This is a genomic window from Vibrio sp. C8 (genome assembly GCF_054051265.1).
This window is the reverse complement of record NZ_JBPAOE010000007.1, coordinates 63,917-76,980: the sequence shown is the minus strand read 5'-3', so window position 1 is coordinate 76,980 and position 13,064 is coordinate 63,917. Positions and strand designations below refer to the sequence as shown.

The following is a 13,064-nucleotide window of genomic DNA, read 5'->3' as shown; positions in this document are numbered from 1 at the left end:
TTAATCTATAAAGAGTATTCACTATGACCGAGAAAGTATTTCTACGTCCATTGCCATCAGCGTTGGACGAGCAAAGTGTCGTTAATCATTTACCAACTGTTGTGGAATCGATTCGTCGCAATATCGCTAAAATTGGCGAGCGCAACCCGAAGATAGGTACGGCTACTAACCAGTGGGACTACTGTGATCAATTTGACTGGGTTTCGTCATTCTGGACTGGCGAGTTATGGTTGAGTTACCAACTGACAGGGCAAGAGGTATTCAAGAACAGTGCAAAACTGCGTAAGAACTACTTTGCCAATATGCTTCTAGATCCGTTCTGGCTCGACCATGACTTAGGCTTTCAATACAGTCTTAGCTGTGTTGCAGATTACAAACTTACTGAAGATGAAGAGTCGAAAATGATGGCGTTGAGAGCCGCTGATCATTTGATTCACCGCTTCAGAAAAATTGGTGGTTATATCGTGGCATGGAATGATACCCATCCACTCGGCCCTGAAGTGACGCTAGGTAAGTCAATCATCGACTCTCTACAAAATACAGCATTGCTATTCTGGGCTTCTGAAATTACAGGATCACCTGTTTATGCAAATGCGGCAAAGCGTCACAGCGAGACGCTAGCGAAACATATTGTTCGAGATGATTTCTCTACCTATCACTCTTTCAACTTCGATCCCATTACTCAGCAACCATTGAAAGGTGAAACGTTCCAAGGTTATGCGGATGACTCTTGCTGGGCGCGTGGTCAGTCTTGGGCTATTCATGGTTTTGCTCAGACATACTTGTATACAAAAGATGAGCAGTTTTTAACGCTGGCAAAGAAACTGGCTAAGTACGCAACTGATCATATTACTGATGATGGCGTTCCTGTTTGGGATTACCTGCTTCCAAGTGATGAAATTCAATACAAAGACAGCTCTGCTGGTGCCATTACTGCGGCCGGTTTACTGCTTATCGCTCAATGTATTGAAGACGAAGAAGAAGCAAAAATGTACCGAGAGTGGGGATTGTACCTGCTTCAAGGTCTGATTAAGCAGTGTGACCTAACTCATGATGAAAGTGCGCTTGGTCTACTGGCTCATGGGGCATCTTTTGTCAAAGTGGGTCTAAGCGACAACATGCTTCCTTATGGCGATTACTACTATCTAGAAGCGTTAATGCGTGCGAACGGATATCAGAACTTCTTCTGGTAAGCCCTCTGATTGTCTTCACCTTTATTTTTTGATTTACGCGGGCAAATCTGCCCGCTGATTTAACGTTTTGGAGTTTGAACATGAAACAGGTTTCTTCAACCAAAGGGCACATGACATTGCCTGTTGAGGTTGGACAAGAAGAAGTGGTGTTGGATTTATACCAACGTTGGCAAGCGGACGCTTTGCGAGACAGTGATGGCACTACTATGCCGGAATCATTAGCAAAGCAAGACAGCGATATTTACTCAGTGGTGTGTCTGGTGCGTGCCGACCAACAGTTTGCCAATCAACACCCTGAATATTTACACCGCAAATATCTTATGTCATTTCCGGTCACAGCGATGGCCGAGACGCTTGTAATCCAGCCTCTTGATGGCTATAGCAAAGACAAGTATGAGCTTGATGATGACAGTGACCCTAAATGCTGGTGGGAAGTACGCAACCGCACGACTAATACCGTTATTGATGTGTCGCTGTGGGAGTTCGATGCCTCAACTCAACAAGTTTTGATCAAGCAAACACAGCCATACCATGAATACACAGTCACCTTTATGGCTCGTCAGGTGTGGGACAGCGTATCTATGTACAATGCGCTAACCAATGATTGGAAAGGGCCTCGTATTAAGAGCTTGGATCCTTATCATCCTGAGTGTCGCCAACATTTAATTAAGCACTTTGCGCAATGGTTGGATGAACATCCAAACACCACAGTAGTGCGATTTACGACTTTCGCATTCCTGTTCGTCATTGATACTGGCGAGCAAAATCAGGATATCTATCGCGACTGGACGGGTTATGGTGAAACCGTCAGCCCACGAGCATTAGAAGATTTTGCAAAGCGTTTTGGTTACCGTTTATCGCCAGAAGATTTCGTGGATGCGGGTTATTACAACGGTACATACAAAGCGCCATCAAAGCGTTACCAAGATTGGATGACTTTCGTTCAGGAATTTGTGGTTGATTTCGCGGCTGAGTTAGTTGCAATGGCGCACAACGCTGGAAAGAAAACTGCCATGTTCCAAGGCGATCACTGGATTGGTACTGAACCATTTTTAGAAAACTACCAAAACATTGGCCTTGATATCAACATTGGTGCGGTTGAAGACGGGGTCGCACTCCGTCGATTAACAGACTCCATGGGAGAGCAAACTCGCGAAGCGCGTTTCTATCCTTATTTCTTCCCAGATGTTTTCCGTGAAGGTAATGATCCTGTCGTTGAGTCAATGTCTAACTGGGTGAAAATTCGCCGAGCGATGTTACAAAAGCCTCTGGACAGAATTGGTTACGGTGGCTATTTGTCATTAGCCAACAAATTTCCGCATTTTATTGACCATGTGACCGAGATATCTCGTGAGTTTGGCGATTACCTGCAACACACTCAGGGTACAGAATCTCAGAAGTTGACGGGCAAAGTTGCGGTATTAAGTGCTTGGGGTAAGGCTCGTAGTTGGCTGCAAAACCAAGCTAGAGATCAACGTTTCTACGTACCGCCACGTCCAGATGTGATGGAGTTTGTCGGCAATAACTTGCTGGAGTGTTTGGCAGGCTTGCCATTTGAGGTTGAGTTCATCAGCTTTGACGACATTATCCAAAACGGTATAAGTGAAGATATCAAGGTTATCATCAATACGGGTGATGCCAACTCTGCATGGAGTGGTGGTGAATGTTGGGAAAATAGTGAAGTACTGGTCGCACTGCGTAAGTTTGTTGGTCAAGGTGGTGGTTTGCTTGGGGTGTGTGACCCTTCAGCGTTTCAGAAAAATGGACGCTATTTCCAACTCGGTGATGTATTTGGATTAGAGAAAGAGACGGCACTGACTATGGGCCGCGTGGCGATGCCGTTGTCGATTGCGAAAGAACATTACCTAAGTCAATTCGTTACTGAGGGACTAGACTTTGGCAACCCTAGTTACGTATATCCGCAGGCGACAGATATTGTAGTGTTGGCTGCACAAGGTCAGCACCTTGCTTTAACGGCGCGCAATTATGGTCAAGGGCGCTCGGTATACATGGGTAATCTACCATTCAATATGAAAAATGCCCGTTTATTACAGCAAGTATTGATATGGCTAAGCCACAATGAGACACAGCAGCATGCGTGGTTGTCAGACTATCCAAATGTTGATGTCGCTTATTATCCGCAAACTGACATGGTCGCTGCCGTTAACTACGTAAGTGAGCCTCAGCAAGTGACGGTATCTAACGCTCAAGGTGAGTTAGTGAATGTTAGCTTAGACGGTTATGAATGGAAGTGGATCTCCAACTAACCGTTCGCTAAACAGGGATAAAACAAAAGGTGCATGGGATGCACCTTTTTTTACGTCTATGACTGTCGATAGGTAGGTTAATCACTGACCGACCGCGATTAACCTAGCACTTTAACGAGTCTTTTCGTTCTTGATTGACTCATCCAAAAGCTTTTGCATTTGCTCTACTTTTTCCGGCATGACATCAGCAAGGTTGTTTAACTGGCCGATGTCATCAAATAGATCATACAATTGAGCCGATGACATATTACCTTTCTCATTACCAGTATATTGACAGATGAAGTCGTCATCATGAGGTGGAATGTAGGCGTAACGTTGATCGCGGAACACTTTTTTATATTGCATTCCTTCCAGCACCATACTCTCACGTCCATATGGGTCACGACCGATTAACGCTTCGAGTTGTTGTTCGCTATCAGGGGCTTCGTCTTCTGTCAGTTTGTAGCCAATGACTTTCGCCAGGCTATGGTAAAGATCGACTTGGTTGATTAATGCATGACTGTGCTTTTCGCTGATAGTTTCAGGCCAGCGAACGATGAATGGAACGCGAGTACCGCCTTCGAACAAACTGTATTTCCCGCCACGTAAAGGTCCTGCCATTTTATGCTGACCATTGAGCTCTATTGCTTGGTCTTTATAGCCATCATTGAGCACAGGGCCATTGTCGCTAGAGAAAATGACGATGGTATTTTGCTTGAGCCCCAGTTCGTCAATTTTGTTAAGAACCTGACCAATGCACCAGTCCATTTCTACGATGACATCACCACGCACGCCGTATGGAGTAGCACCCCTGAATTTAGGATTTGGAATACGCGGTACGTGAGGTTGATGCATCGCGTAGTATAGGAAAAACGGCGTGTTTTGGTTTTGTTCTATGAATTCAATCGCTTTATCTGCGAAACGCTCGCCCATGGTTTCGTCATCCCAAATCGCAGATTGTCCACCGCGCATATGACCAATCCGGCTGACGCCATTAATGATGCTGCCATCATGTCCATGGTCATACATTACATCGAGCAATTCTGGATGGCTACGCCCATTGGGAACATCTAAAAATGCTTTGTTCCAGTCGTAGGTCACTTCAATCGGGTCGTTTGGGTCTAGGTTTTCTACATTGCGATTGTCGATATACACACAAGGTACGCGGTCATTGGTGGCTGCCATGATAAAGGATTCATCGAAACCAACATCATTCGGTGTGCCTGAAATTGGTTTGTTGAAATCAAGGTTGCCGTCGCCTAAACCCAAATGCCATTTGCCCACAATACCAGTGTTGTAACCTTGTGTTTTGAACATTTTAGGCAGTGTTGGCTGATCTTTACTGATGATTTGTGCTGCGTCACCGGGTAATACTGCTGCGTTAGGGTTTCGCCAAGGATAACTGCCGGTCAGCAAGCTATAACGAGAAGGAGTACAAGTTGCTGCAGTGGCATAACCTTGATGAAACTTAATGCCTTCGTCTGCCAGCTTGTCGATATTTGGCGTGGGAATATCGTTGGCACCATAGCAACTCAAGTCGCCAAAACCTAAGTCGTCGGCATAGAGAATGATGACATTAGGAAGAGTATTGTTCATTAACAGTCCTTAAAATGCGGATAAGGTAATATATCGTTTAGAATTTTCAGCTCTGCCCAAGGGTCTTGGATACGAGCCAGTTCTGCAGCAAGTAGTGAAAGTAGTTCTTGAGTGAGAGAAGCGGATGCTTGCCAAGCGATGTTGGCTAACTGGTAAGGGTCTCTCTTATTATCGAATAGTAAAATGCTATCGAGCTTAAGCTTGCGGTCGATTTCCAAGGCAAAGGTATAACGGTCAGTCCTAATTCCTCTGCTTTGTGCGAAGTAGCTAACTACTTTACCATTCTCGTCTTTTTCGCCATCTAAATTGCGAATGTAAAGGGCACAGTTCGAATGAACGTTATTCTTGTTGTCGACAATCGACGACGCTTTGCTTTGGCCTGTGATATTGGTTGGTAAGTTCTCTTTTAGACCTAGCATATCCAAAATCGTTGGCATGATGTCTGCGCTGTTTAAAAAGGTTTCAGACACTTTAGGCAGATTTTGATCAACGTCTTTGACTAAGAATGGTACGAGGAACGCTTCTTCAAAAATAACGTTTTTTGCATCTGTCAGACCTTGGCTGCATAAGGTTTCACCATGATCGCTGGTGAACACCACGATAGTGTTATCCCATTCACCAATCTCTTTTAGTGTTTCAACAATTCGTCCGAACTGCTGGTCAACGCCGCTGACATTGGCAAAGTAATATCTCGCGCTTGCGGCCTTCTCTAAATCCAGTTTGGCGTTGTCACGCACCAGAAGTTGTTCATCGATAAATGCCTCATAAAGCTGTAGGTCTTGCTCACGACAGTCTTCTAAACTTTGATAAGGGCTATGAGGAGGATTCATAGAAACGAAAAGAGCAAATGGACTGCTCGGGTCTCTTTCCGCGTTCTCATTCTTTAAATAAGCGATAGCTTTGTCTGCTTCGTGTTCAGCAGACCAAGTGTGAGGTTCGTGTCTCACGCCATCTGTATCGTAGTAGTGGGGGTTACGATGTTCGTCAAAGGTACCGTAACCATACCAGTAATGAATTCCATGTCTGCGCTGTGGCTCAGTATAAGAATCCCATGCAGGGACTGAGGAATCGACATACTCTCCGGGCTTATCAGGCGCATTAGGGGTTGGTAAATCAAGGTGCCATTTTCCAATATAACCAACGTGGTAGCCAGATTGAGTCAAAATGTCGGTAAAGCAAGTTGTACTAGCGGGGAGGTCAGATATTACTCGATCAGAATTACAGTTAAGGGGAACACCACTTTTATTTGGATACTCGCCGGTAAATAAACTTCCGCGATGAGGACTGCATACCGGGCAATTACTCACAGCGTTCGGTAATAAATAGGCTTGTTGAGCGAAATTATCGAGGTTAGGTGTATATACTGGGTCAGATTTTCCAGAACAATGTTCTTTAAATAGTAATTCATTCCACAAACTCATCGACATTTGTCGGAATTGATCTGGGAATATATAGAGTAAATTTGGGTTATTCATATAGACAACTTATGTATGAAAAATAACAGGATTTTATAACTATTTAGTTGAGTGTTTTTATGGCATTTTTTTAACTTACTCGCAAACTATAAATTAATAATTTGTTCGATATATTCTTATCTACCTCATAGGTTTAATGATTTAGTATTTTCTTTTTCGAAACTCAATGAAGCAACTCATATGCACATATTTACATCGAAACCAACCGCTTTAAATCCATTTCATGTACTTATTAAGCCCATTGGCCCCTTGTGTAACCTAGATTGTGATTACTGCTTCTATCTCGATAAGACAGCATATTTTCCAAATCAAAATCGTTTTGATATGAGTGACGAACTTCTAGAAGCTCATATTAAGGGATACATCGAAAGTCAGCCCCGTGGCACGGTAGAGGTGACCTTTGGCTGGCAAGGGGGAGAGCCGACTCTACGCGGTATTGACTTTTACAAGCGAGCCATTGCCTATCAGCAAAAGCACAAACGAGAGGGAATGAATGTGTTGAACACATTTCAGACCAACGGTGTGCTTATCAATGATGAATGGGCCCAGTTTTTGAAACTGAATCGTTTTCTGGTGGGTATTAGTCTTGATGGCGACGAAGAGTTGCATGACCGCTACCGCAAACATCGAAACGGCAAAGGATCTTATCAGCAGGTAGTAAGAGGGCTACGTTGTCTTCAAAAGTATGAAGTGGAATACAACGTGTTAACCGTGATTCAAGCAAATAACGGCAATCATGGTAAAAGGGTTTATCAACATCTCACATCACTTGGTGTTCAATTCATTCAATTTATTCCGGTCGTTGAAGCTGAGAAAGGCAAAGGTGTCACAGATCGAACTGTCGGAGCAAAGCAATTTGGTCGCTTCATGATTGAAGTATTTAACACTTGGCGTGAAAACGATATTGGTCGAGTGTTTGTAAGCCACTTCGACAATGCATTGGGCATGAGTTTGGGTATGCCTTCATCGAGCTGTGTTCATTCGCCAAGCTGTGGAAATAACTTAGTCATTGAGCACAACGGTGATGTGTACAGTTGTGACCATTTTGTTTATCCGCAATTTAAGCTGGGCAACATAAAACGCAGCGACTATCCGGATCTGATTGAAACACCAATCCAGCAGAACTTTTCTCGCGGAAAACCATCGTCAAGTACGCTGCATTGTAGTCAGTGTTCACAACGTTATTTGTGTCATGGCGCTTGTCCAGCTCAGAGAATCAATCAAAAAGGAGAGATCTCGTTTACTGAGAAACACTATCTGTGTGAAGGATACTTTATGCTTTTCTCCTTTATAGAACCGTATTTAAAAGCGATGGGTGAATGTTTAAGACAACAACTGCCGGTTATTTATTACTCACATTTCATCAAAGGGTCAGAATAAATAATATGGAAGTGAGTAAATATCTTCTTCTATAAGTGCGATGAGCTTAATAATTTAGGGGTTCCATTTTCTTTCATTTATGTTCTGTTAATTTATTTTTAATAATATCTGTAAAAATGTGAATCACTATTTCGTTAAAAAATGCGATGCAATCGAAAAATAACAGAGGTGAATGGATGGAGTTATGACCCAGATATCGAAAATATAAAAAGTCGTTTTAATAATAATAATCCGTGGTATTAAATTATTTCCAACGAAGTGGATTAGTTAACTGAGTGATTATTTATAATGTCTGTGTGCTGGAAAGATTTAACCGATAAAGACAATTTATTTGCGACTCGTCAGAGCGTTGCAGAATTAGCCAAGAATGTGTTGCACCAACACGTAATGATTATTTCCGGCCAAGTTAAATTAGATGTTCAAGCAAATAGTGCCGCCCATTACACTCGTCAAACGGCGGATATTGAATATGTATGCCGTTTATTATGGTTAGCGGTTCCGGCAAAGCATGTTCATCCTGAAATCAATCATTTGTTGAGTCAGAGAATCATTGATGGAACTACGCCTGATTCTCGTTATTTTTGGCAATCAGCAAAAGACTATGATCAACGAGTTGTAGAAATGTCGGCCATCGCGATGGCGCTGGTGGAAGCGCCTGAAATCTACTGGCAACCTTTAACTGAAGAGCAACAAACGAATTTATCTGATTGGTTGCTATCGTCTACCTACATCGCACTGCCACCCAACAATTGGTATTGGTTCCGCGTATTAGTTTTGGAGTCTCTGTCATCGCTTGGTATTGCTGTTGATGCGTTGAACTTAGAGTGTGATCTGCAAGCCATTGATGATATGCAACTTGAGCAAGGTTGGTACGAAGATGGTGCCACAGGTGTTATGGATTACTACAATCCTATGGCATTTCAGTTTTACGCCTTGATGTATTGTCGCTGGAATCCAGAATCACCACGTAAAGAACGACTGCTTAGTAACGCGTTAGAGTTTGCGAAAACTTATTGTGACTGGTTTGACGCTGAAGGACGTCAACTCGCCTACGGCCGCTCATTAAATTACCGTTTCGCAGCATTAGCTTTTTGGGCCGAACTTGCCAGAGTCAATCCAAACCATCCTGATATTGGCTTGTGGCGAACGCTTTGGACGCAAGGGATGAACTGGTGGGCGAATCAGCCGATTTCTGACAGTAACGGTGTACTGCTACCGGGATTCGCTTACCCCAACTTGCTAATGAGTGAATTCTATACCAGTTCGGTGTCACCACTATTAGCTTTCAAAGCGTTTAATGCCTTAGCGATGGAAGATACTCATCCTTTCTGGCAGACAGAGTTAGCATCACTGACGCTTACCACAGAACCACAGTGGGTAAACGACAGACATCTCCAGTGGCGTAATGGTGGCAGTTACTTATTGACCAATGCTTCAGGCAGTAACGAGCTGCGTGAATGTGTCGATAAATACTATAAGTTTGCTTACAGCTCTGCCCATGGGTTCTGCATCGACAGTGTTCGTTGGATAAACCAAGGCTGGGCGGGCGATAACATTCTTGCTTTCCAGCATCCTGAAACGCTGCAGTGGTACAGCAGACCGAGACATATTGAAGCTTATCGAGAAGGAGAGGCGTTAGTCTCAGTCTGGTCACCATTCATTGGTTGCAAAGTGACGACCTATCAAACTCTTCAAGCCGACCGAGAAGTTCGTGTTCATCGAATTACGAGTGATAAAGATCTGTCATTTCTTATGACCGGATATTGTGTGGACGAGTGGCGAGGCTGGTTTAGTCACGCTGCTGCAGCTCCTTCGAGAATTGAATCCAAAAAATTATTCAGTGAATTGCGGTTGGTCAGAGGTCAGGGACAAGCCTGTTGCTACCCGTGCGCCCCAAACACCAACGTGGTGTATCCGCATTCCAGTGTTCCCGCTATTTCGGGTGTCATCAATGTTGGTGACACGGACTTAGAAGTCCATGTTCTAGCAGGAAATATGTGAGCGTTGCAGATGCAATTCCAAGACATCCTTAAAACAAAAACCTTGAAACAATAGATCATCTTATGGAGTTAAATATGAAGAAACACAATAAGATACCTCATCTGGGTAAAGCAGCTTTAGCAGTTACTGCCGCGTTGTCTTTCTCAAGTTGGGCAGATACTTATAATGAAGCACCTCATCTGAATGAGTTAGTGAAGTCTGGTAAGTTACCTAAAGTTGAAGAACGTTTACCAGAAAATCCATTGGTTGTTGAGCCGAATGAGTCTATCGGTCAATACGGTGGTACCCTGAACTTAGTTGGTAAAGCTATGGATAACGGTCACCGTATCCGTACTATCGCTTATGACAACTTATTTAATTTTGATACTACATACTCAAAAGTCATTCCAAACTTAGCGGTTGGTTTTACTTCAAATAGCGAAAATACCGAATTCACCATTCAGTTGCGTAAGGGTGTGAAATGGTCTGATGGCACTCCGTTCACTGCAGATGATATTGCATTTTATATTAATGAAATCATTGGTGACCCAGAGCATTCTGGTAACCGTCCGTTAGCACTGCCTGCTCACGATTCTGCAAAAGCAGAAGTGATTGACGCACATACCGTGAAAATCACTTTGGCAAAACCAAACGGCATGTTTATCCGCACATTAGCGACGGTAGATAGTGAAAGTTTTACCGCTTTCCCTAAACATTACTGTTCTCAATTTATGCCTAAGTTCAATGACAAAGCCGTAGAAAACGCGAAAGCAAAAGGATTTGATTCTTGGCGTCAATACGCTTCAACACGTTGTGAAGCGCATTATTTCCTTGAGCATCATGCGAACGTCGATCGCCCAGTTCTGACAGCTTGGAAAGTGACTACCCCTCCGGGGCCAAACGCGACATATGCCGTTTATGAACGCAACCCTTATTACTGGCAGGTTGATACTGAAGGTAACCAGCTACCATACTTGGATTCAGTTCGCTGGCGTTACAGTGAAGATCAGGAAGAGATGGTATTGCGTGCCGCCAACGGTGAAACAGATTTCCAACACCGTGACATCGGTCAGACATCGTACCGCTCTTTGTTAATTGAAAATGAAGAGAAAGGTAATTACACCTACAAGTTCCGCCCTAGCACGCTAAGCACTGAACTTGCATTGCCTTTGAACCAAACATCTAAAGACCCTCTAAAACGTGAGCTATTCGCGAATAAGGATTTCCGTATCGCTCTTTCACATGCGATCGATCGTTCAGAAATCAGTGAAACGGTTTATTCAGGTGTTGTAGGTCCACATCAGGCAGCCCCGACGGATATTTCGCCATTCTATGACAAAGACGCTGTAGAGCAGTACACGCAATATGACGTTAAGAAAGCCAATAAGATTCTTGATGATTTAGGCCTGACTAAGCGTGATGCGGAAGGTTATCGTTTACTTAAGAATGGTGAACGTCTGCGTATTGAAGCTTTGTCTGAAACTCGCAGAAAAGGTGTATTCGCTGATGCATTAGAACTGATTAAAAATCAATGGAAAGATGTCGGTATCTTCCTAGACATACGCATCATTGAATCTAATCACCTGATCAACCTGCGTCTGACCAATGATTTCGACATCATTCCAAACCTTGGCGAAGGCGGTGTTGGTGTTATTGACGAAGCGCGTTACTACTTCCCATTCAGCCCTGAATCTACATGGGGTATGGGTTACTACCTATGGGCAAATGAGCCAACCAATGAGTTTGCTGTTGAGCCACCAGCTTATGTAAAACGTCAGCTTGAGTTGTGGAAAAAAGTAACAGAGACCTCTTCTCAGGAAGAACAACAGAAACACATGAAAGAAATCATGCAAATCGCGAAAGAGAATTTCTACGTGATAGGTACTGTTGAAGCTATGCCTGCAGGTGTCGTGGTTAGTAATAAACTGCACAACGTTCCAGAAAATATGCCTCAGTCTTGGAACTTCCCAACTCCTGGACCAATGCGCATGAGTCAGTTATGGAAAAGCCAATAATCCATAGTGTTTGAAAATCCTTGCCCCACGGGATAGTGGGGCAATCTTTAGCACGAATAACAACAAATATACCTATAAAAGTTGCAGCTTGAGAAATGCTCCATTTCTTCGAGCTCACATTCATCACACGTCAGTGGTAAACAATTTGGTGTCACTATTTAAGGAACAGTAATGAACAGTTTTTTTCTGTTTGCAGGTAAGCGGCTGGTGTCGATTTTCGTCACTCTTTTGGCCGTATCAATTGTCGTTTTTGCCGTAATAGATCTGCCTCCGGGAGATTTTGCTACGGCCAAGATCGCTGAACTTCAAGCGATGGGACAAACTGTGGATCCACAGATGATTCATACCATGCGCGAAATGTATGGTCTGGATAAATCACTGGATGAACGTTATATCAATTGGATTGCAGGGTTATTAGCTGGCGATTTAGGCATATCGTTAACCACTAACCAGTCTGTATGGGAAACGATAGAGCCGCGCATCTGGCCTACGGTTTCTCTCGCTGCAGCCGTGTTCATTTTCCAGTTTTTAATCGCTATTCCGATTGGCATGTATTCGGCGTTACGTCAGTACTCTTGGGGCGACTATGTAGCTACTATTTTTGGTTTCATCGGTATGGCGACACCTAACTTTGTTATTGCAATCGTCGCGCTGCTGATTGGCTACTACAGCTTCGATACTGTAGTTTCCGGATTATATTCCGATGCATATCTTGATCAGCCAATGTCTTGGGCAAAGTTCATGGATGCTGCTTCAAGAAGTTGGATTTATATCCTCGTTGTTGGTACCGCGGGTATGGCTGGCATTATTCGTATCATGCGCGCGAACTTACTCGATGAACTGAAAAAGCCTTATGTAAAAACAGCGCGAGCGAAAGGCCAAACGGAAGCAAAACTCATTTTGAAATACCCTGTTCGTATTGCAGTTCTTCCGATTGTGTCAACTATCGGCTGGATGCTTCCTGCATTGCTCGGCGCAGACATCATTGTTAGCCAGGTAATGAACATCCCAACACTTGGTCCATTGATGCTTGCCTCATTACGTTCTCAAGATATGTATGTTGCGGGTGATGTTCTATTGATCATGTCTATTCTCACCATCATTGGTACCTTGATTTCTGACCTTTTACTGTACTGGATTGACCCTCGAGTACGTGTTGGCGTTGCGAAGGAGTTTTAA

Annotated in this window: 8 protein-coding genes; 6 read left to right on the top strand and 2 right to left on the bottom strand. The window is 43.6% G+C overall.

What is annotated here, in order from left to right:
• The first annotated feature begins 23 nt into the window (after positions 1-23).
• Both ACRQQK_RS04435 and gnpA read left to right on the top strand, forming a co-directional pair.
• Positions 24-1,193, top strand: a complete 1,170-nt coding sequence (locus tag ACRQQK_RS04435; protein ID WP_457510226.1) for a glycoside hydrolase family 88 protein — start codon at positions 24-26, stop codon at positions 1,191-1,193.
• 80 nt (positions 1,194-1,273) lie between these two features.
• A complete protein-coding gene (gnpA, locus tag ACRQQK_RS04430; RefSeq protein ID WP_457510225.1) occupies positions 1,274-3,460 on the top strand; it encodes a 1,3-beta-galactosyl-N-acetylhexosamine phosphorylase in 2,187 nt (728 codons plus the stop codon).
• A gap of 111 nt (positions 3,461-3,571) precedes the next feature.
• Here the strand turns inward: gnpA and ACRQQK_RS04425 are convergent, their stop codons facing one another.
• Entirely contained in the window at positions 3,572-5,035 is a 1,464-nt protein-coding gene (locus tag ACRQQK_RS04425) for a sulfatase family protein (RefSeq protein ID WP_457510224.1), read from the bottom strand.
• A complete protein-coding gene (locus ACRQQK_RS04420) occupies positions 5,035-6,510 on the bottom strand; it encodes a sulfatase family protein (protein WP_457510223.1) in 1,476 nt (491 codons plus the stop codon). Before ACRQQK_RS04420 ends, ACRQQK_RS04425 begins: the two co-directional genes overlap by 1 nt.
• 180 nt (positions 6,511-6,690) lie before the next feature.
• Between ACRQQK_RS04420 and ACRQQK_RS04415 the strand changes: the two genes are divergently transcribed.
• The 4 genes from ACRQQK_RS04415 (at position 6,691) to ACRQQK_RS04400 (ending at position 13,064) form a co-directional block, all read left to right on the top strand.
• Positions 6,691-7,890: an anaerobic sulfatase maturase gene (locus tag ACRQQK_RS04415; protein ID WP_457510222.1), complete on the top strand. Its 1,200-nt coding sequence runs from the start codon at positions 6,691-6,693 to the stop codon at positions 7,888-7,890.
• Positions 7,891-8,178: 288 nt separating this feature from the next.
• The gene (locus ACRQQK_RS04410) at positions 8,179-9,891 is read left to right on the top strand and encodes a DUF2264 domain-containing protein (protein WP_457510221.1); all 1,713 of its coding nucleotides are present in this window, start codon (positions 8,179-8,181) and stop codon (positions 9,889-9,891) included.
• A gap of 74 nt (positions 9,892-9,965) precedes the next feature.
• On the top strand, positions 9,966-11,885 hold the full coding sequence (locus ACRQQK_RS04405) for an ABC transporter substrate-binding protein (RefSeq protein WP_457510220.1): 1,920 nt from the start codon (positions 9,966-9,968) through the stop codon (positions 11,883-11,885).
• A gap of 171 nt (positions 11,886-12,056) precedes the next feature.
• The gene (locus ACRQQK_RS04400) at positions 12,057-13,064 is read left to right on the top strand and encodes an ABC transporter permease (RefSeq protein ID WP_457510219.1); all 1,008 of its coding nucleotides are present in this window, start codon (positions 12,057-12,059) and stop codon (positions 13,062-13,064) included.